The sequence below is a fragment of the Trichocoleus sp. ST-U2 genome (assembly GCF_039961875.1).
Classification (GTDB): domain Bacteria; phylum Cyanobacteriota; class Cyanobacteriia; order Cyanobacteriales; family FACHB-T130; genus FACHB-T130.
The window spans coordinates 17,612-37,967 of record NZ_JAMPJY010000009.1 but is presented as its reverse complement, the minus strand read 5'-3'; the positions used below and the strand labels follow the sequence as shown (position 1 = coordinate 37,967).

The 20,356-nt window shown below is 45.6% G+C and carries 16 protein-coding genes; 7 read left to right on the top strand and 9 right to left on the bottom strand.

Going from position 1 to position 20,356, the window contains the following annotated elements:
* Positions 1–68: 68 nt before the first annotated feature.
* On the bottom strand, positions 69–1,454 hold the full coding sequence (locus NC996_RS08275; RefSeq protein ID WP_190687912.1) for a serine/threonine-protein kinase: 1,386 nt from the start codon (positions 1,452–1,454) through the stop codon (positions 69–71).
* 166 nt (positions 1,455–1,620) lie between these two features.
* Here NC996_RS08275 and NC996_RS08270 point away from each other — a divergent pair, with 166 nt between their 5' ends.
* The 4 genes from NC996_RS08270 (at position 1,621) to NC996_RS08255 (ending at position 4,314) form a co-directional block, all read left to right on the top strand.
* Entirely contained in the window at positions 1,621–1,752 is a 132-nt protein-coding gene (locus tag NC996_RS08270; RefSeq protein WP_277878924.1) for a hypothetical protein, read from the top strand.
* A 419-nt stretch (positions 1,753–2,171) separates the two neighbouring features.
* Positions 2,172–3,086: a putative selenate ABC transporter substrate-binding protein gene (locus tag NC996_RS08265; RefSeq protein WP_190687909.1), complete on the top strand. Its 915-nt coding sequence runs from the start codon at positions 2,172–2,174 to the stop codon at positions 3,084–3,086.
* A 5-nt stretch (positions 3,087–3,091) separates the two neighbouring features.
* Complete coding sequence (locus NC996_RS08260) at positions 3,092–3,547, top strand: GNAT family N-acetyltransferase (RefSeq protein ID WP_190687908.1); 456 nt, start codon at positions 3,092–3,094, stop codon at positions 3,545–3,547.
* A gap of 8 nt (positions 3,548–3,555) precedes the next feature.
* Complete coding sequence (locus NC996_RS08255) at positions 3,556–4,314, top strand: phosphonate ABC transporter ATP-binding protein (RefSeq protein ID WP_190687906.1); 759 nt, start codon at positions 3,556–3,558, stop codon at positions 4,312–4,314.
* Between the two features lie 41 nt (positions 4,315–4,355).
* Here NC996_RS08255 and NC996_RS08250 read toward each other — a convergent pair whose 3' ends face one another.
* From NC996_RS08250 to NC996_RS08240, 3 genes are read right to left on the bottom strand one after another with little or no spacing between them, the layout of a single operon-like run.
* Positions 4,356–4,859, bottom strand: coding sequence for a hypothetical protein (locus NC996_RS08250; RefSeq protein ID WP_190687904.1), 504 nt, complete (start codon positions 4,857–4,859; stop codon positions 4,356–4,358).
* Entirely contained in the window at positions 4,856–6,409 is a 1,554-nt protein-coding gene (locus NC996_RS08245) for an LlaJI family restriction endonuclease (protein WP_190687902.1), read from the bottom strand. The genes NC996_RS08250 and NC996_RS08245 overlap by 4 nt, the downstream gene beginning before the upstream one ends.
* A 53-nt stretch (positions 6,410–6,462) precedes the next feature.
* The gene (locus NC996_RS08240; RefSeq protein ID WP_190687900.1) at positions 6,463–7,518 is read right to left on the bottom strand and encodes a restriction endonuclease; all 1,056 of its coding nucleotides are present in this window, start codon (positions 7,516–7,518) and stop codon (positions 6,463–6,465) included.
* Positions 7,519–7,936: 418 nt separating this feature from the next.
* On the opposite strand from NC996_RS08240, the gene NC996_RS08235 reads away from it, so the two are divergent.
* Both NC996_RS08235 and NC996_RS08230 read left to right on the top strand, forming a co-directional pair.
* Entirely contained in the window at positions 7,937–9,724 is a 1,788-nt protein-coding gene (locus tag NC996_RS08235; protein ID WP_190687897.1) for an ABC transporter permease subunit, read from the top strand.
* A 383-nt stretch (positions 9,725–10,107) separates the two neighbouring features.
* Positions 10,108–11,076, top strand: coding sequence for a polyphosphate kinase 2 family protein (locus NC996_RS08230; protein ID WP_190687893.1), 969 nt, complete (start codon positions 10,108–10,110; stop codon positions 11,074–11,076).
* A 139-nt stretch (positions 11,077–11,215) separates the two neighbouring features.
* On the opposite strand, the gene NC996_RS08225 is transcribed toward NC996_RS08230, so the two are convergent.
* Positions 11,216–11,707 (bottom strand): hypothetical protein, encoded by a 492-nt coding sequence (locus tag NC996_RS08225; protein ID WP_190687890.1) that lies wholly within the window; start codon positions 11,705–11,707, stop codon positions 11,216–11,218.
* A 353-nt stretch (positions 11,708–12,060) separates the two neighbouring features.
* Between NC996_RS08225 and NC996_RS08220 the strand changes: the two genes are divergently transcribed.
* Complete coding sequence (locus NC996_RS08220; RefSeq protein ID WP_190687887.1) at positions 12,061–12,321, top strand: hypothetical protein; 261 nt, start codon at positions 12,061–12,063, stop codon at positions 12,319–12,321.
* Between the two features lie 161 nt (positions 12,322–12,482).
* Here the strand turns inward: NC996_RS08220 and NC996_RS08215 are convergent, their stop codons facing one another.
* The 4 genes from NC996_RS08215 to NC996_RS08200 form a co-directional block, all read right to left on the bottom strand.
* Positions 12,483–13,076 (bottom strand): hypothetical protein, encoded by a 594-nt coding sequence (locus tag NC996_RS08215; RefSeq protein ID WP_190412648.1) that lies wholly within the window; start codon positions 13,074–13,076, stop codon positions 12,483–12,485.
* Between the two features lie 63 nt (positions 13,077–13,139).
* On the bottom strand, positions 13,140–14,177 hold the full coding sequence (locus tag NC996_RS08210; RefSeq protein ID WP_190687884.1) for an alcohol dehydrogenase catalytic domain-containing protein: 1,038 nt from the start codon (positions 14,175–14,177) through the stop codon (positions 13,140–13,142).
* 194 nt (positions 14,178–14,371) lie between these two features.
* A complete protein-coding gene (locus NC996_RS08205; protein ID WP_347275937.1) occupies positions 14,372–14,551 on the bottom strand; it encodes a hypothetical protein in 180 nt (59 codons plus the stop codon).
* Positions 14,552–15,310: 759 nt separating this feature from the next.
* Positions 15,311–20,245 carry an ATP-binding protein gene (locus NC996_RS08200; protein ID WP_199303245.1) on the bottom strand — a complete coding sequence of 1,645 codons (4,935 nt, stop codon included), beginning with the start codon at positions 20,243–20,245 and terminating at the stop codon, positions 15,311–15,313.
* Positions 20,246–20,356 lie beyond the last annotated feature (111 nt).

The following is a 20,356-nucleotide window of genomic DNA, read 5'->3' as shown; positions in this document are numbered from 1 at the left end:
TCACACAGCTCTTAACTTCATAAAATAATCAATAAGACTTCATAAAAATATTAATTTTTTATAATCATCTACTCAAGGCGATAGAAGAGGTTCAATAACCCGACCCACCAACCAACTTCACAAAAAACATATCCGCTAGGAAGATGACCTGCGGGAGCGCGATCGCAATCAAAGATAAATTCTTCATAAGGAACCCAAGCGCCATCAATCCGCCATCCTACGCGATCGCCTAAAATACACAAAATCTCATAATTTGCGCTTCTCGTCCCTCCGATCCTTTCCCAGATATATTTTTGGACGCTAAAACCAAAGCGTCCTTTGCTGTGTTTTATCCAAAGTTGGTTAATGATCCGAAGGTCTGACATTGGAAAATTTTTGATATCTTCTACTCTCAGCCAACCTTCTGTTTCTCGACCAGAAATTTTCAGCATAACCGTCGTGGTTTCTTCATCCGCTTCTTGCCACTTTCCTAACGCTAAAAAAGTCTGTAGTTGCCGGTAATCTATCTTTGACGCTGAACTTTGCCGATTTGTTAAAAAATTCCGATTTGTAGCGATTGAACTGGCATTATAAGTTTTTGAAACCGGAATATTGCTAGATACTGGCTGCTTAAAACTGTAAGTGGAAATCTTATTAAGATTAAGCAATTCTAGCCACTCCTGCACCGACTGAGGGCGTTCCTCCGCTTGAAATTCCATCCCTTTAAGAATCGCCTGATTGGCTAAATTACTAATACTGGAATTGAGGCGTTGCGGTGAATTTAACCGAATCCCCGCAGCTCTCGCAGGCGCAGGTAGCGGGACTTCTCCAGTCAGCAAATAGTAGAGCGTCGCCGCGAGTGCATAAACATCCGTATACTCGCCCCGTCTTGCTTGCTGAGCATACTGTTCAATTGGAGCAAAGCCTGGAGTAAAGGTTTGCGTATGAGTCTGCGTTATATCGGGGATAAATTCCCTAGCAATGCCAAAATCAATCAGTACCGCCTGAAATTTTTCGGCACGCACCATGATATTAGATGGCTTCACATCCCGATGCAAAAAGCCCCTATCGTGGATGAAAGTTAGTGCGTCACCAATCTGGCGGATGTAGTGTAATGCTTCGGTTTCCGACAAAACACCCAGATTAAGTACGCGCTGCTCTAAGTTTTCTCCTTCAACATACTCCATCGCCATGCAAGGTAACTGTCCTTCAGAGAAGGCATTGTCAATCTGCACAATATTAGGGTGTCGGCACACAGCGAGTCGCAGCGCTTCTTTCTGGAAATCTCGATTAAATTTGTCTCGGTACGCTGTAAATTCGCGTTTAGTCAGTACCCGTTCATTCAGCGTCTTGATGACGACAAAATTCCCTTTTTTGTCCCTAGCTAGAAAAGTAATGCCATAGCCTCCTTCTCCCAGCACCCTTTCAACGATGTATCGTCCACCATGTAACATCTGCCCAGCGGCCCAAACCATTCCTCACACTTTCCCTGACACTTAGGCTAATTTTGCCATACCCTTGGTGCCAGTTTTGTTAAGTATTTGACCTATTCCAGAAGGTTCCATAACGGAAGGGAACAAAGGTGAGATAAGAGCGATCGCTCTTATTTTTGAGTGATATATTCAGCGTGGAAACGCCTAGATGAAGACAATTGTTATGACTGAGGAACTCATGGATTTACGAAATAGCATCATTGAGGGACGCGACAAAGAAACTTTGACGATTTTAGGTGGGCTGGATTGGATGAAGAAAAGGTGGATAGAACTCAGATAATTCTGACAGCTCAACAATTACTTGCTTTGACATATGCTCATTCAGCAAGTATTTTACCTGACATCATTGATGAGTATTTAACTCAGTTACCGGGCGGGCAAGATTGGTTTGAAGACAGGCGCGAATAGAGAATGCGATCGCTTGCCCTTCTTTTGATTGCATTTATTCCAAGCAAGATAGGCAATCCCAAAGCCACCTTTACCCAAATGCCTCTCAATAATGTATCGCCCGCCCTGCAACTTCTGCCCAGGATGCCAAACCATTGCTAAAGCCGCCTCGACACTAGGGTTAATTTTGGCATAAGGGTAGCCGTTCGCTTACACTGACTTCTGGCACCTGCGCTACACCCCATTTTCAGTAGGGGTTGCTTCTGGCGTAGGTTTGTATCGCCAGTCAAAATGAGGAGAGCTAAGTCAGGGATGAAAAAAATATTGTTGTCCGGTTTCTTGTTGTTGCTACCGCTAGCAGCGTGTTCGCCCAACCCCTCCGGGACTTCAGCGACGAACGGTGGAACTGAGGCAAAACCTCTGACAATCGGTGCAATTCCCGATCAAGATCCGCAAAAGTTACAGCGTCAGTATGAGAAGCTAGCTGCCTATCTGGAAAAGGAACTGGGTGTGCCAGTTGAGTATAAGCCGGTTACTGACTATACGGCGGCGGTTACTGTGTTCAAAGTAGGAGATTTGGATTTGGTTTGGTTTGGGGGATTGACGGGGGTGCAGGCACGGTTGCAGGTGCCCGGTGCAGAAGCGATCGCTCAACGCGACATAGACGCCCAATTTCACAGTCTCTTCATCGCTAACAAAAAGGCTGGACTGAAGCCATTTAAAGATATTTCTGGTTTGCAACAACTAAAAAAACATAGCTTCACTTTTGGCAGCGAATCTTCAACATCCGGGCGTTTAATGCCTCAATATTTCTTGCAACAAGCTGGACTCAAGCTTGAAGATTTGAAAGGTCAAGCCGGTTTTTCTGGCGATCACGATAAGACGATTAAATTGGTGGAAGCAGGCACCTACGATGTCGGTGCTGTGAATGAAAGCGTCTGGAAAAAGCGAGTCGATGCCAAAGAAGTAGATTTGAACAAAGTCGAAGTCCTCTGGGAGACGCCCGCCTACTACGACTATCACTGGGTCATTCATCCCGATGTCAAACAGCGCTACGGTGAAGATTTTGTTAAAAAAGTGCAAAACGCCTTTTTAAAACTAGACCCCAAAGTACCAGAGCAAAAAGAAATTCTCGACCTTTTACAAGCAACTAAATTTATTCCTACCCAAAATTCCAACTATGCTCAAATTGATAAGATTGGCCGGGAAATTGGCAAAATAAAGTGATGTAAATGACAGAAGCTAACTTTAAAATTGCAGAAAAATCAGATATCGAAACTCTGATGGAGTTTATCCGGGAGTTCTACAAATTTGAACACCTAAATTTTGATAAATCCATTGTTCGCACGGCGTTAGCAAAGATTTTGCATGATGATTCTCTAGGACGAGTGTGGCTGATCCAGCATGGCGACGAAGCGATTGGCTACGTCGTCCTTACCTTTGGCTACAGTTTGGAATTTCGAGGGCGGGATGCATTTATTGATGAACTCTACATCCGAGAGAGTTATCGGGGGCAAGGGGTAGGCATGAGCGTAATTCAGTTTATAGAAAGTCTTTGCCCTTCTCTAGGAATTCAAGCACTTCATTTAGAAGTCGAGCGGAAAAATACACTAGCACAAAACTTATATCGGAAGGTTGGTTTTAAAGACCACGATCGCTATCTCATGACTAAATGGATAGCAAACTAAGCAGAGAAATGAACTCATCTGCGCCAATCTTTGAACTGAAAAACGTTTCTAAGCAATTTGGACGCTTTGAATCTCTCATTGATATTAACTTGCAGCTTTGGGCAGGCGATCGCGTGGCACTGGTTGGTTCTAGCGGCGCGGGAAAAAGTACGCTGATTAACTTACTCAACGGTACCCTTCTACCCAGTCAAGGAGAAGTCTGGGTACTGGGTCGAAACCTTGCTCATCTGCGTCCAAAGTCGCTGCGTCAAGTCCAGCGCCAGATTGGTACGATTTACCAACAATTTCACTTAGTTGATAATTTGCAGGTGATTCACAATGTCAATGCTGGACATCTAGGGCGCTGGTCGTTTTTCAAAGCAGTAGTTTCGCTGATTTATCCTTTGGAAGTCGAAACGGCTCATAAAGCTTTGGCACAAGTGGGGATTCCGGAAAAACTTTACGAACGCACCGATAGCCTTTCTGGCGGTCAACAGCAACGGGTAGCGATCGCTCGCGTCCTCGTGCAAAATCCCACCGCCATCCTTGCCGACGAACCCATTTCCAGCCTCGACCCCGAACGCAGCCGCGAGATTATGGATTTATTGCGCCAGTTGAGTATAGAAACCGGGAAAACTTTAGTCACCAGTGTCCACACGATTGAATTTGCTCGGAGTCATTATCAGCGAATTATTGGTCTGCAACATGGGCGTATTTTGTTTGATATTCCCGCTGAAGACCTCTCGGATGCCATGATTGAAGAGTTGTACGACCTGAGTTTGATATAGTATAAAACTCCTGTAAGGGTTTAAAAGAAATTTAAAGGTCTTTATAGTTTTTTTATAACATCCAATATTTCCTGAAGTGTGAAATAAATGTAGTAAAACACCGGGGTTCCGTTGATGTCTATAGTCCCGTAACGTCGTTCTTTTTTTATATCCGGTGGCTTCCCATAACCCCTAAAGCTTGGATTAACATACCCTAGCTGGCTGGGAACGCATTTTTCGTCGAAAGTAATACCCCATTTTATTTTGGCTTTTAATCTCCCGTCAGCTTCTCGCTCACCTAAGTCATAGAAAAGGTTTTCATGAAAATAGCTAATAGGAACTTTTTTAAAATCTTCTTCAGTAATAAGTTTTTGATAAGAAATTTGATTTTTAGTAATATCTAAATCAATTTTTAATTTTTCAAAAAAATCTTTTACCTTCTCAATTATATATCCTTCTACAGCGTCTTTTTGGTATTGGTTCTTAAAAGATATTACAGGAACGTAATCACTATAAAAGTCCAAACTTTCGGATTGAAGTTGAATAATGTCTAGTTCATAACTCATAGATTTGCCTCTAGATACGTTTTTTGAATGAGCATAAAGTTTGCTTTAAATACCTTAATGCCTTTAAGATTTAGATTTGGTTCAATTTCTCCTAAGTAATCAAGATTGGAAACTAATTTGTAATAGTAGGGAATGAAAAACTGATTATCGCAAACGATATGTGTTTGCTGAATTGCCAATTCATAGGTAAGTTGTTTAATCAGATCATACTTATATTTTTTTGCAGATTTTGGAGAAGAGCTTGGATTAGTATAAAAATTAAGTGGTACATCCTTATAATCTATTATTTTTAATAAAAAACCCTCTTGAGATTTGTTTAAAACTAAGTCTGGGCGTGGGAAACGGCGTAGAGCCTGACTTCTATCTTGTTCCTTAGAATCATCATACTTACGATTTGAGTAAATCAAAGTTGCAGGTTTTAGATCAAACTCAATACAAAGTAGTTCATCCCACCCAAAGCTTACTGAGTTACGTTGTTTTGGATATTTGGGGATGTCCGAGAGCGTCCGGTAAATCCATTGATTCCAGTACCCAGTTCCACTTGTGGTTTTGCAGTTGCCAACCCGGTGCTGATCTTCGCCTTGCCTTTCTCGATTTAGGTACTCTTTCAAGGGTATATCCGTATCCGCATAACAGATTTCATCGCTGTGTTTTTTAAAGAAGTAGGTGTGGCACATATCCTCCCACAGCAGGGAAAATCCCCTCATTCCCCAATAGTTACCATCGTTTTGACTAGGATTGATTTCGCCGTATAAGAATGTCTCAATAGCCTCGTAAAGTCCCCAATAGTCAGCGTCCTTGTAATAAGTGTTTTTGTCTATGTTATCGAACGTTTCTTTAAGAATGTTGATGGTTTCTACAAAGGTGTCTTTGTCAAAAATAGACTGGTTGCTAGTCAGGTAGTTGTCCTTGAAGCGCTGGGCAAGAAAGTGAATATCCTGACTGTGTGCTTTAATGTTCTCCGATACATCAGCCTGCAACTGCTGTACAATCTCATCAAGAATGTAACAATAAAGATTTACTATGTCAGTGCTTTCATAGCGTAACGTCGGACGCGGCAAATCCATCACATCAACGTAAAATGCATCGTTATCTAGGTAGATAGCACGATCTAAGTATTTGTGAATCTGGGAATAGTCAATGTCCTCACTGCGTCTAACTTTCTTTTGGATCGAGTTGATAGCAAGATCATCGTAGGCTTCAAGCACCTGCTCGATCATCTTAATCTTGCTGTAGAGTACACAAACTTCTCCTTCCTCAGCCTGCATACTAACTCCGCCAGAGGAAAGAGTTGTCTGATCTTGATCTCGCTGATATTCAGATGTGTTTATCTTGAATCGATTGGTATCTTTATTGTCGCGCTCAAACTTGCGAAACGTGCGGTACATCTTGAAAAAGAAATCTCGCACCTCGTCGAAATCCCCCTCCGGGAAATTATCAAAACCGTTTGGCAGACAGAACTCAAAACCCTCCCCAGATACAGATTTACGGATACCAACAAAAAAATCATTGGAACCTTTGATCAGCTTAAGGCTATTAAAGTCAAACACGGCTCATAAAAGAATAAAAGCTAGTATTTCTGATTGACAGCATTGAGGGATAATCAACCTTTTAGATTCATAATATTTTCGATAAAATTATTATGTAATTTAGTGAAATCTCCGAATGTAACAAGTTCATCTCTTTTTACATTAAGAAGCTCTTCAAGTGGTTTTTTATCCCGATTAAAAACGCTGTCCCACAAGAAGAACATTAGTTTATTTTGTATCTGTTCAGCAGTTACCGGCTGTTTGATGAAATAATAACCAACCTGCTTGTCCTCAATCCCACGGACGGAGGCGTGATGACTTTTTATGAAGCCGTTAAGGTTTTTGATTAATTTTCTCCAGTCCTTCTCCTCTAAAGTTCCCCCTTTTCCGTATATGGCAGTAGGAGGCTTACTGCCATCCCAGTTAATAAATTCCCAATCCCAACGCCGCTTGAAGGCACTGTCCATAAAGTAAATGGAGTTGTCGGACGTGTTCATAGTAGCAAGGATTGACAGATTGGGGGGGAGCATTATTGTCTTAGTTTCTGTATTTATTCCTAATGGGGTAAACTTGTCTTTTAAAGCATCGAAAAAAACAAAATGACTGTCGCCGGGAAACTGAAATTTTAGGTTGTTATCGACCAGAGATATTTTTACTCCTATCAACTCGATAAATTTATAAAATTCAATTTCTGTAAGATTTACACTATAACTTGACCATCCTGTCTCTTCTCTATCAAGTAATTGAAAACAAACACCAAAAATTGCAGCAGAGTTGCCTCGATTAATTTCATCAATAACTAAAGCAACATTATTGACATCATTCCAGTTAATTTGCTCAAATGTTTTTGGCTTGGTTATCTGAATGTTTTTGTAAGCTTGTCCTAAAGCTTTTAGAAAATGTCCCTCATAAAAATTGTATTCAGGTTTTCCGCCGGATTTAGTTATAGGCACCAGCTTACCCATAAAATCACCGTAGGTATATTCTGGATGAAAAACTGTTTTTATAATATTCTCTGGATTTAGCGATTTATTTATTTCCAAATCATCCGGGATAATTTCGTGATCAATTTTGTAGCTTTTCCCGGTTCCGGGGCTACCGAAGAGGATTTTCTGAATGGGAAGTTTCACTATTTTTAAGCTAATTATGACGAAGTTATGTGTAGTTGAGTTTGTGCAGAGTACAAGCCAATGCCATACCTTTACCGCTGGTTATGTGGTTCGGAAGAACCGACCTGTACCCCTGACACTGCACAATGTGCGCCAAGAGGACTCTACTATTTAGTGTACTTGATGCTCTCAAGGGTTGGCTCAATGCACGAGCTATCAAGATTGGCAAGAGGTCAAAATACTTAAGTTTTACATAAGCCGATAAAACTCTAGATTAGAAATAACAAGATTTATGGATTAAATATATGGTAGCGGCAGAGGAATGGTATTGACTTAAAGGGCAATTAGACAGGGTTGGCTACAAATTCACTAAGGTTCTAACACAAGACTTATGGTTATGTCAGTGCCCTTTAAATAAGAGAGGGTTCTTGCATTTGATATGAAAAAAACTTTAAATCGCCATCCAATTACCTTCCCTCAGCGCCCCTCCCCGCTTAACTGGCGTACTGTATGGGGATTGCTGTTTGTCGCGTCCCTCATTTGGTCGTTGCACGTAGCAGGCGTATTCCAAGAAAATTTAATCAACTCAGGCGGCTGGAACCTCGTCTGGCGCTTTCTCGTAGCTGCATTTTCACCCGATCTCAGCCCGGAATTTCTCCAACTCACTCTAGATTCCACTCTGAAAACCCTCGCTTATGCCGTGTGTGGCACTTTCTTCAGCGTGCTGATTGGGTTGGTGGGGGGTGTTTTTTCTTCCGAGATATGGTGGCAATCTGTTTCAAATTCAAAACTCAAAACTCAAAACTCAAAACTTAAACCTCAGCCTCCTTGGGTGGTGGTACGAGGAGTTTTGGCAATCCCCAGAGCAATTCACGAGTTAATTTGGGGATTATTTTTTGTCAATATTTTTGGACTCGATCCCCTAGTAGCTGTGCTAGCGATCGCAATTCCTTTTGGTGCGATTACTGCCAAAGTCTTCTCCGAGATTCTAGACGAAACCCCCCGCCAGCCACTCATGGCACTCCTCAATAGCGGCGTTCCTCCTCTGAATGCCTTTGCCTATAGCTTGATTCCCGAAGCCTTTCTAAATCTGCTATCCTACGCTTTCTATCGGTTTGAGTGTTCGATTCGTTCCGCCGCCGTATTAGGAATTATCGGTGCAGGTGGACTGGGGTATCAAATTCTCCTCAGCCTCCAATCTCTGCGCTATGAGCAGATGTGGACGTTTTTGATCGCCCTAATTGTATTAAATGGTGCTACGGATTTTTGGAGTGCTTTGCTACGCCACCGTTTAGGTGCGCCGAGTCGCCTGGATTTGAACGTCCTAAATCTCCAAGGGCGCAAACAGCGGTTTTATCAAAAAGATCCAGTCGTGCAGGTGTCCTTTCTCGGCGGCATTGTTTTAGTCATTTTCTCCTTCTGGTACGTCCAAGCTGATTTCTCAAAGCTTTGGGCACCGCGAACCGTACAGCTATTGGCAGGAGTGTTTCAGGATATCTTCCCACCGGATGGGAGTCAGGTGAGTCAACTTTTTACCCTTTCGGCTCAAACCCTTGCTATGTCAATCCTGGCAATGGCTGGGGCTGGATTAGGCGGCATTTTATTATCTTTTCCAGCCGCAAATAATTTCCTGTTGCCAGGAGGGATTTTAGATACTGGCAGAAGATCCAGCAAACTCCCCTCATCAAAGGGGACAGCGACTCTAATACCCGCCTTTTTAAGGGGGGCTAGGGGGGATCTACGAGCAACTGCTGTACTGATTTTTACCCGCTTCCTACTACTGTTTGCCCGTGCCGTCCCCGAACCTATTTGGGCGTTAATCTTTCTATTTGTATTGTTTCCAGGTATCTTACCGGGAGCGATCGCCCTCGGTTTACACAACTTAGGTATCCTAGGGCGTCTGATGGCGGAAGTGACGGAAAATCTAGATGAACGTCCCTTGCGATCGCTTAAAGCATTGGGCGCGAGTGGTTCCCAAGTCTTCCTCTACGGCGTCTTACCCCGCACTTTGCCCCGCTTTATCGCTTATATCCTCTACCGTTGGGAAGTCTGCATCCGCGCCACCGTTATCGTCGGATTAGTGGGTGCGGGTGGATTAGGTCGCTTGCTCGCGGAACAACTGAGTAGCTTTGACTACAAAGGTCTCCTGACAACTCTAATCGTGTTTCTCGCCCTCACTTTTATCGTAGATATGATTAGTGCCTCAGTACGACGGACATTAAGGTGATGCTGAGGAAAACTCAACCTTTACACCGTCAGACTGATGTAGACACCCGGTAAAAGTTCAACACTGATAATGTAACAAACAAAACATTTCCCAGTTACACCATCAATTCAGATTGATGGAAGAAATCGTTTTGTTGCGGAATTTTACATCATTTTTGAATGTATTTACAGCGCTTATCTAATCTTAACGAATCTCTAGAGCTAAAAATAGAAATAACAGCCTGATATCCCTTCTGAAAGCATTACCCGTCTGGTAAATAACCAAAGCAAATAGGCAAAAAGTTTTCATGAAAATTTCAAAATTCAAAATTTACCAGACGTTGTCAAGTCCATTTCCTGAAGATTAAATGTGCTGCCGTGAAAGCTTTTTAATAAGGAGATACCATGAGCCAATCAAGCAATCTACCAAACAATAGTTCGATAACTACCGATGCATCTACAGGAGAAGAACATAAGACTCAACAAGCGGCTGCAAAAGCAACAGCCAAAGTTGCTTTTGAAATGGCACCCGAAAAAATTGTCGTTGACTCTCCACCCCCAAAACCCAATTATCCCCACTATCGGGTTCATCCTGGAGAGCAGTTTGTCTTAGCATCTGTCGATCCGAATGCTTCGGAAGACTATAAAAATAAGAAAGATATTGAACAGGAACTGCAACATCAGCGTCAGCGCCTTCAAAATTTACAAGAACGTCTATATGCTGAACATCAGCGCAGCCTACTCATTGTCCTGCAAGCGATGGATACAGGAGGCAAAGATGGCACCATTAAACACGTATTTGGTGGTGTAAATCCGCAAGGTTGCCAGGTTTGGTCATTCAAAAAACCTAGTGAAGAAGAAGCAGGTCATGATTTTCTCTGGCGTTATCACCAGCGGACGCCGTTACGAGGGATGATTACTATCTTCAATCGCTCGCATTACGAAGACGTGTTAATCGTCCGAGTGAAACAACTGGTACCAGAGAATGTATGGCGGCAGCGCTATCACATTATTAATGAGTTTGAGCATATGCTCACGCTTAATAACATTGCGGTAATCAAGTTTTTTCTGCACATTTCTAAAGACGAGCAAAAACGACGGTTACAAAGTCGTTTAGAAGATCCAGATAAGCATTGGAAATTTTCTAGCAACGACTTGAAGGAGCGTCTGTTTTGGGATGAATACCAGAAGGCATTTGAGGATGCAATTAACAATTGCTCGACTAACTATGCACCGTGGTATGTCGTACCTGCTAATAATAAGTGGTACCGCAATTTAGTTATTGCTCGTACAATTGCTGACACCCTTGAAGCAATGAATCCACAATATCCAAAACCAGAAATGGGCTTAGAAAGTATTTTGATTTCTGATTAACTTTCTTCTATCACTCTGCTATTATTTTACCAGATTGATAGAATTGCGTGAACAATATTTTGAAACGAACGCAATAAACGAAACAAGCGAAATAGCTCTGGTTTTGGATTGGTGTAGCGGTGCTCTCTTGGCTTTAGGCTTAGCATCTGGTAGCTACGACGTTAGCGCGATCGCTTGCTGGCACGCCACCCGGCTCAATTGCATCAATCTTAGCCTTAACCAGAGCGATCGCTTCCTGTAAATCTGCTTGTCGCTTCAGTAAAATCTCGGTTTTCCCAATGACTGGATTAATGGCATAAAGATTCCAGTTGTTGTCAGAATCTTCATAGGGTTTAACGTGCCACTCTTGATAGATAAAATCGTCGCATTCGACGCAAACTAGCTGTTGCATCATCCGGTCAAAGCGAACGCTGTCCTCGTTGTTAGGAACCCAATGGCTTTCGTGATTACTCAAAGCAATTAGAGATTCGACAAATGCTACAGCTTCCTCGTATTGCACAAAAGCCTTTAAGCTGCGATATGGATTGCCTTGCGGGTTCCAAATCTCCAGATGATGCCCGTAGCGTCCCGGTACGATTTGGTAAATCCATCCGTCAAGCATTTGTGCAGTGTAGTCTTGTTTGCTGCTCATGAATACACCTTCTATCAGAACCCAAAAATATCAGGTCTTCTCGTTGGTTAGCGATTCCTAGCCTTGTCGCTTTATCCTGATTTAGCTGTGTTGGGATACCATCTACTCTAGCGACCCTCGGAGAGAGTTTCACCCCCACTGTTGGCAGTAACCGCAAAGAACCAGAAAACAAAATCAAGTCTTGGCGTGCATCTCCCTGATTTGCAGGCGGGAGAGGAAAGCGATAGATAGCGTGAAATCTGGTATATTTCCCGTTTGCCGGACGCGATCGCATTTGTTATACTCGCACCGTTTATTCGGAAACCCGAGTAATTAGCCGTATTAAATTAACAGGAAATTCTAGAAATTCACCGATGTCTGAAGAACCAAAATCACAGGGATGGTTTCATACCGTTCCGGGCATTATGACCGCAACTGCTGCCATTCTCACCGCTGTAACCGGCTTGGTTGTAGCGCTAAAGCCAGCGGAAGTTCCAAAGCCATCACCAGCCGCATCCACTGCGCCATCGATAGAGGAACCAAGCCAACAGGTATCGACTCCTGAAAATACTGGCACTACACAATTTGATGGCAAAGGAAAAGGAAAGAACAAAGATAAGGGTAAAAATAACTAGTCCTTGTAAACGACCAATGCCGCTACGGATTACACTCATGATTTAGTAGAGACGCAATAAATCGCGTCTCTATTTTTTTAGGTCGGGCGCAACTCAATTAAGATGACAAATTGCTAATTTTTTAAGGCATTTAGTAATTCGCAATTTGCCATTTCTGTAATTTAGCGATCGCGCAGTTCCGTCTCCAACTTGTCTAAATCCTCTCTCAAGAAAATGACCATTTGACCGTTATACGCCTTCCCTTCCTTGGTTTGGGCAATTTCCATCCAGTAGCCAAATCGATCTCCTAAGCGCAGTTCACCCTGTTGTGCCGCCAAAAGCGGAAGCCGCTGCCGACGAGCTAAGTCTACAGTTTGTGGTGTGGGATATTCGTAGACAATTCGGGAACGGTCGTAGTCTTGATAAATATCTGGGCCATAGATTACCCGCAGCGATTCTTTTAGACGTTGTGGCGTTACGCCATTAACCATGTCAAAAAAAGAAAAGCGTTCGCTGCGAATCGTGCCTCGATCTTTAAGAAAAGTGACTCTACCGGGAGGAAGGACAGTTGCGAGAAAAGTAAATCGCTGGGCGGCTGTATTGGTCTTTTGCACTAATAGACCATCGCCTGTAGAAGGTCGAAGAGTGGGATTAGAATTAATCCAGGCAATCACTTCTTCTGTTTTCTGTCCGGGTAGGGCGTCAGCACTTTTAGTGGCTCCTAATGCTAGTAAAATTCCCAGTGACAGAACTGACCAAAATTTAACGCTTTTCATTTAAACCTTAAACCTGCAAACACACTTCACTAATCAGCACCCTGTTCTCAGCTATCCCTATTCTTAAGATGCCATGCTGGGGTCGATAGCAACCTTAATTACCTTACGATTCTTCATATCTTGGAACACTTGCTCTAAATGCTTTAAAGGCTGATGTTCGCTGATGAGCAATTCTAAGGGGATGGCGCGACTCGCCAATAGAGATAAAGCATCTCGTACATATTTTGGGGTGTTGTGAAAAACGCCTTTTAGAGTGAGTTCGCTGTAGTGGAGTTGTTCGGTATTGACGGTGATGGTGGTATCGCGCGGACATCCCCCGAATAGATTGACGGTAGCACCCGGACGGGCACACGCGATCGCACTCTCCCAAACTGCGGGTACACCCGTCGCTTCTATCACCACATCTGCACCCCAGCCGTCGGTTCGCTCTTTTACCGCACTCGGTATATCTGTCAGATGATGATAATTAAACGTTTCCACAGCGCCTAGCTTTTTCCCAATTTCCAGCCGTTGGTCATTTCCCCCAAAGAGCAACACCGACGCCGATTGATGCGCCAGTACCGCCACAAACATCAGCCCAATTGCCCCATCTCCCAACACTACAACGCGATCGCCAGACTTTACATTAGAACGTGCTACCCCATGCAGCACGCAGGCTAACGGTTCAGTCATCGACGCCAAGGCATCGGGCAAGTCATCGGGAATGGGCAACAGGTTATGTTGCACAATCGGGGCGGGAATTTTTAAATACTCTGCGAACGTGCCGTTATTCCACGTCAAGTTAGGGCAAAGAGAATATTCTTGACGTTGACAAAAAAAGCAATTCATGCAAGGAGCAGAATTATTCGCAACGACGCGATCGCCCACTTGCCAACCTTGGACTCCGCTTCCTACCGCCACAATCCGCCCCGCTGCCTCATGACCAAACAAGGTAGGAGGCTTCAGCATCTTTGCATGACCACCGCGCCGCCAAACCTTCAGATCGGTGCCGCAAGTCGTTGCCGCAGCCACTTGAATCACCACCTCACCAGCAGAGGGTGTAGGGTCAGCGACCTGTTCTAGGCGTAGATCCGTTTGTCCGTAAAGTACCGCTGCCAGCATGATACACTGCCCCTAACCGAGTCCAAGCTGATTTTATCAGGGCAGATGAATTTTGACGCCTGACATGACGGCGAATTGGTTTCCAGGTTCAGCTTGGGAACAGTAGCACCAGGCTGAAAACGGACTTTTCAGTTTTTCTTTATCTAACAGTTAGGTATTTCTTCCTTCCCAAATAAGGGAAGGGAACTGTTTTTTTATGGTTTCACCAGTTTCAGAGAAAGCGATCGCGCTCCCTGAACCGCTTGATGAAGTGGAAGTGTTTGATCCAGGGCTACAGGCAGCATTTCTTGTCGGCATGAAGTACAAAACCAATAAACCCCATTTTGGCGCGCATGACGTAGAAGAGGACTGCCGCAACAATGGCAAGTATTCATTCGCATTTTATTAAACTCCTTATTCACAAAAAGTACACCCCTGAAGCCTTGGTCACTCAAGCGAATGTATAGGCGAACACAATCTGAAAAAATAAATTAACTTTGAGCTTCCCGAACCTTAAAAAAAGATGTGGTTAATGAAACTTTTTGGTTGCGAGATGCTAATGCCCTAAGACCGAATATTAAGCGTGTTGACCGCTCTGATAAATAAAGATAGAACTGAACATAGGTTTTGTTCATCTATCCTGGGGATCATCTCCTGGTACGGTATCCGGACTCCGGGGGGCAAAAATTTTTAGCAGGTGTTTAACCTGGGTAAACCAGATTAAGCTCATGGCAAGAGGTTTCTAAGACACCTGCACTCACCCCCCGACAAAGGAAGCTTTAAAGAGTGCGAATCATCGCCTAAATAAAACAAAAATAGAAGAAAATTTTGATTTTCCCCCCTCGTCTTTAAACCGGCACTTGACACACCCAGGTTTCTAGAAAATCTGTCGCAACAAACTTTACCGACATCTAATATCTACAATCCTCTGCTATCCTCATCCAGATAAAAGAAAATATATATAGCGCTCCTAAAGAATTCCTAAAGCCGAGATCCCCGACTTCGAGATAGAAGTCGGGGATCGGAAGGGCTGGCTCACAACTTAAATAGGATTGCGATAGCAGTCGCTTGAGTGAAATACATTTGAAACTTTACTCCTAATCCCTCACCAAAAAGCCCAGAAGGGGCAGTATTGAACCACTAAGCAAGCAGTCTTAATTTGCATTCTTGATGAGATCGACGATCGCTGCAATTAACGCGGCTGACTCGATCGGCTTAGAAAGGTGCCGCTGGAATCCGGCAGCGATCGCTTGTTGTTGATTTAGTTCCCCCACATACGCCGTGAGAGCGATCGCCGGAATCTCACCACCTTGCTCTGCGGGCAACCGTCTCACTTGCCGCAACAGCATATACCCATCCATTTCGGGCATCCCAATGTCACTCACCAGCACCGCTGGCTGAAACTGAGCTAACGTGGCAAGAGCTTCCGCTGCTGAACCGACAGCCACAACCTCTGCCCCTTCCTGTTCTAAGACAAAGGCGACATACTCGCGCATATCTGTCGTGTCATCTACCACTAACACTTTGATACCTTGCAAGCCTGAGAGAGGTTTGGACTCGCGAACGATTTGAGGAATGGTTGAGTGCTGCGACATCAACGGAAATTTCACCGTAAAAGTGGCTCCCTGCCCTTCCCCAGCGCTATCTGCACGAACACTGCCACCGTGTAATTCAACGATTTGACGGACGATCGCTAAGCCCAATCCTAATCCACCAAATTGTCGAGTCGTGGCGCTATCAGCTTGGCGAAAGTATTCAAAGACATAGGGCAGAAATTGGGGGAGAATCCCTTTACCTGTGTCGCTGACCGTAATTTGAGCTTCAGCCTCTATCTGCTTTAAGCGAATTTCAACTCGTCCTCCTGACGGGGTAAACTTGACGGCGTTGGATAACAAGTTCCAAATGACTTGCTGCAAGCGACCTGAATCGCCTAAAACTTGCCCAACCTCTGGTTCCAGGATTGTTTGAATTTGAATCGATTTGGCGGCGGCGGCTAACTGCACTGTTTCTAGTGCGGCGGTGATGGTGGTTGCTAAATTGACCGGATCGACATTGAGGCTGAGTTTGCCTTGGAGAATTCGAGAAACATCGAGCAAATCATCAATGAGCTGCACTTGCAGTTTGGCATTGCGTTCGATGATCTGTAGGGCATAAGTCGTTCGCACTTGATCCATCTTGCGGTTTTGCAGTAGCTGAGACCAGCCCAAGATCGGGTTGAGAGGCGATCGCAACTCGTGAGACAGTACGGCTAGAAACTCATCTTTAATGCGATTTGCCTGTTCGGCAGCTTCCCGTGCGGCTTGTTCTCGTTGCAGAATTTGTTCTCGTTCGATTTCACTACGCTTGCGATCGCTAATATCTTTGAACAGTACGGCAACTTTTCGGCTCTCCGGCTGCCCAACGCGGAACGCATAAACATCGAACCAACGGTTCATCACTTGGGAACCATTCTCGAAGCGAATGGATTCACCTGTTAGGGCGACTTTGCCGTAAATCTCGTACCAGTGCTTTTCAAGATTTGGAATGAGCTGACGCGCCGTTTTGCCCGCTGCCTGTTCGAGTCCCGTTTGTTTCCCAAACGCCGGATTAGTCTCCAAAAAGCGGTAATCGATCGGCTTGTTATTTGCATCAAACTGCATTTCGATGAGGCAAAAGCCTTCGTCAATGGACTCAAACAGCGTTCGATAGCGTTCCTCTGATTGGCGCAAGGCCACTTCTGCTTGTTTGCGCTCGGTAATATCGACGAGTGCGCCAGGAAAAGAAACAGGTTTCCCTGCTGCATCATACTCAACTCGACCCCGTGCCGTTAGCCAACGTTCCTCACCACTGACAGTCCGAACGCGGTACTCAGCAGCATATTCCTCACCTGTGTGGATCGCCTGCTCAATTGCAACTGAAACGCGAGGACGGTCTTCCTCGTGCATGGAGTTGATAAAGAACTCGATCGGCAAGCCTTCTGATGTCGCACTCACCGGGTCTACAGCAAACAGGCGAGCAAACGCAGCATTGACCCTGACGCGATCGCCGGGAATACTCCAGCGCCAAGTGTAGACGGCTCCCGCTGCCAAAGCAGATTCTAACTGCACATGGGCTTCTCTCAGCGCTAGTTCAGCTTGTTGGCGTTCGGCTTCAATGCGCTTCGCTTCCGTAATATCCCGTGAAATAGCAAGCAGTTGCACCACCTGTCTCTGGGCATCTCGCACTGGCGTAATCAGGGTATCCCACCATTTCGGCGTGCCCTTGGTAGTGGGGAGATAGCCTTGAAATTGACCAATGTTGCCAATTGTGGCAGCGGCGATCGCAGCTTGGGCTTTTTCATAATCTTCGCTCTCCCACAAATCAGCCCAGACGCGATAAAGGATAGATTTCGGCTCGTCGATTTCTAAAAGACACAGCCCACCAGGATTGATGTAGAGAATTTCACCGTTCAACGCTAAGACTTTGATGCAGTCAGTACTGCTCTCTAGAATGCTTTGCTTTAGCTCCTCACTTTCTCGCAAAGCTTCTTCTGCTTGTTTGCGCTCGGTAATATCCGTGCAGGTACCAAACCAGCGAATGACTTGACCGTTTTCGTCGCGCATGGGTAGGGCGCGGGTGAGATGCCAACAATAAATTCCATCTGCCCTTCTCAAACGATGTTCGATATCGTAGTTTGTGCCCATTTCAGTGGATTGAGTCCACGCTTCAATAGTCCGGAGCCGATCGTCTGGATGGAGTGTGTTTTGCCAACCGCTCCCCTGGATTTGCTCCAACGTCAATCCGGTGTAGTCAAACCAGCCGGGGCTGTAATAATCTACCCAACCGCTGGCATCAGCCGTCCAAACCATTTGGGGAATAGATTCAGCCAGGAAGCGAAAGCGCTGCTGATTAGCTGTTTGGCGCGATCGCCCCAGTTCTAAATTGGCAGCGACGCGGGCAAGCAATTCACCGGAGCTAAAGGGCTTCACCAGATAATCATCGGCTCCAGCTTCCAGTCCTGCGATAGCCGATTCTTCTCCGGCGCGAGCCGACAGTAGCAAAAATGGAATTTCGCGAGTTTTGGCATCAGCTCTTAACCGCCTGAGCAACTCAAAACCATCCATTCCTGGCATCATCACATCGCTGAGGATCAGGTCAGGCGCACGATTATATACGGCAGTTAGAGCGGTTTCGCCATCTTTCGCCATTTCCACCTGATAAAACTGGCTGAGGAGGCGGTGCAGATAGTCGCGCATATCGGCGTTATCATCGACTAGCAGAATCCGGGCGGTAGCCGTCGAGATTGGAGCATCTGAGGTTCGTTGAGCGTTTTCTGCGGTCTGCAACCTCGGCGCTGCATTTTCTTCGGGTAGCCAACCTAAAGCTTCTTCAACATAAGGAATTGCACCAGAAGCGGTGGAGGCTTGGGCGCGGCTGGCGTGAATGTCATCACTCGGCAAATGAGCCGTTCCCATTGGCAATCGAACCGTGAAGGTACTGCCCCGACCCAGCGTACTGTCAACAGCGATCGCTCCACCTTGCAACTGCACGAGTTCCTGCACCAACGATAGCCCGATTCCTGTACCTTCAAAGGTGCGTCCCCGTGCCCCCTCAACGCGATGAAACCGCTCAAACAGTTTGGGAAGCTCGGCAGATGGGATACCCGTACCCGTGTCGCGTACCATCAGTTCCACATGGTCGCCGACCGGACGCAGAACCACCGCAATTTCTCCTTCAAACGTGAACTTAAAGGCATTCGAGAGCAGATTCAACACAATCTTCTCCCACATATCCCGATCTACATAAATCGGTTCTGGTAAGGGAGGACAATCAACCGTGAGTTGCAGTCCTGCTTGCTCAACGGTAGAACGAAATAGACTGGCTAATTCAGCCGTATAGGTTGCCAAATCGGTTGGCTGGTAGTTTGCCTGAGTGCGTCCGGCTTCAATGCGCGAAAAATCGAGCAGCGTATTGACGAGCTTCAGCAAGCGCTTCCCGTTGCGCTGCACCATTTCCAGTTGCGATCGCGCTTTGGTCGGAATGCTTCCCTCTAATTCGGCTAGCGTCTGCTCTAGCGGCGATAGCATCAGCGTCAGGGGAGTACGGAATTCGTGGCTGATATTGTTGAAGAAGGACGTTTTGGCGCGATCCAGTTCTGCCAGTGCTTCCACTCGCTGGCGTTCTTCTTCAAACGCGCGGGCATTAGCGATCGCATTCGTGACATTGCCTGCCACCAAATCAAAAAATTCTCGGTACTCATTCTCAAAGGCTCGATGGGGATTGATTCCCAACACCAAAAACCCAACAATCTGAGGTTGTCCCGATTGGGTCACTGGCACAACCCAGGCAGCAGCAGGCGACCTATCCCAGGCTCCCTTCGGTAACGCCCCGAAGCGAGTTGCTACATCAACAATAACGGCTTGCCCAGTCTGATGAATTCGTCTCAATCCCCATCCGTCATTGTCTTGAGTCAGGTCTACGATTGCTGGCGTTGCTGAGGTTTCCGCCTCGAATCCAGCCGTTTCAACCAGAGTCGCTTGCTTGCCATCTGCCTCCACTCGATAAAGCAGGGAAAACGGAATATCATGAGCATTGGTGGCTAAAGCCTGAATTGCCGTTCTACAGGCAGCTTCAACCGTCTTGGCTTGAGCTGTTTTGCTCGCCAGTAAGCTTAATGTTTGTAAGCGGCGATCGCCCAGAACTCGCCCGGTTGTCTCGCTGACGATGCAAAAAATGCCGCCGACTTCCCCGCTCTCGTCCCGCACGGGGTCATACGAGACATCAAAGTAAGTTTCCTCGCTGTACCCGTAGCGATTGAGAAAGAACAAATAATCTCGCGCCCAGAAGGCTTCTCCAGTCGTGACAACTCCATCTAGCAAGGGTTTGAGCGCGTCCCAAACTTCGCTCCACAGCTCACGAGCAGGGCGACCCAGCGCCCAAGGATGCTTCGATGCCAGGGCAGGGCGATAAGCATCGTTGTAGAGCGCGATCAATTCAGTTCCCCAGAACAGGCAAATCTGAGCTTTTGAAGGCAGCAAAATGCTGACAGCGCTCCGCAAACTTTGGGGCCAGTAGGTTACATCTCCTAAGGGAGTCTGCGACCAATCGAGCGATCGCATCAAATTCCCCATTTCGCCGCCTGCAACAAAAATGCTGTCAGCAGCCCTTCCTTTGTCTGCAAATGTCACTGGCGCAACTCCTGCTCCTCGAAATACCTGGCTAGTCGTCTTCGACCTGTTCCC

Coding starts and splice junctions, on each gene's coding strand:
- NC996_RS08205 (WP_347275937.1), bottom strand. CDS start 14,551: ATGAATACTTGCCATTGTTGCGGCAGTCCTCTTCTACGTCATGCGCGC.
- NC996_RS08270 (WP_277878924.1), top strand. CDS start 1,621: ATGAAGACAATTGTTATGACTGAGGAACTCATGGATTTACGAAATAGC.
- NC996_RS08235 (WP_190687897.1), top strand. CDS start 7,937: ATGAAAAAAACTTTAAATCGCCATCCAATTACCTTCCCTCAGCGCCCC.
- NC996_RS08215 (WP_190412648.1), bottom strand. CDS start 13,076: ATGAAAAGCGTTAAATTTTGGTCAGTTCTGTCACTGGGAATTTTACTA.
- NC996_RS08260 (WP_190687908.1), top strand. CDS start 3,092: ATGACAGAAGCTAACTTTAAAATTGCAGAAAAATCAGATATCGAAACT.
- NC996_RS08255 (WP_190687906.1), top strand. CDS start 3,556: ATGAACTCATCTGCGCCAATCTTTGAACTGAAAAACGTTTCTAAGCAA.
- NC996_RS08220 (WP_190687887.1), top strand. CDS start 12,061: ATGTCTGAAGAACCAAAATCACAGGGATGGTTTCATACCGTTCCGGGC.
- NC996_RS08230 (WP_190687893.1), top strand. CDS start 10,108: ATGAGCCAATCAAGCAATCTACCAAACAATAGTTCGATAACTACCGAT.
- NC996_RS08210 (WP_190687884.1), bottom strand. CDS start 14,177: ATGCTGGCAGCGGTACTTTACGGACAAACGGATCTACGCCTAGAACAG.
- NC996_RS08225 (WP_190687890.1), bottom strand. CDS start 11,707: ATGAGCAGCAAACAAGACTACACTGCACAAATGCTTGACGGATGGATT.
- NC996_RS08200 (WP_199303245.1), bottom strand. CDS start 20,245: ATGGGGAATTTGATGCGATCGCTCGATTGGTCGCAGACTCCCTTAGGA.
- NC996_RS08275 (WP_190687912.1), bottom strand. CDS start 1,454: ATGGTTTGGGCCGCTGGGCAGATGTTACATGGTGGACGATACATCGTT.
- NC996_RS08250 (WP_190687904.1), bottom strand. CDS start 4,859: ATGAGTTATGAACTAGACATTATTCAACTTCAATCCGAAAGTTTGGAC.
- NC996_RS08265 (WP_190687909.1), top strand. CDS start 2,172: ATGAAAAAAATATTGTTGTCCGGTTTCTTGTTGTTGCTACCGCTAGCA.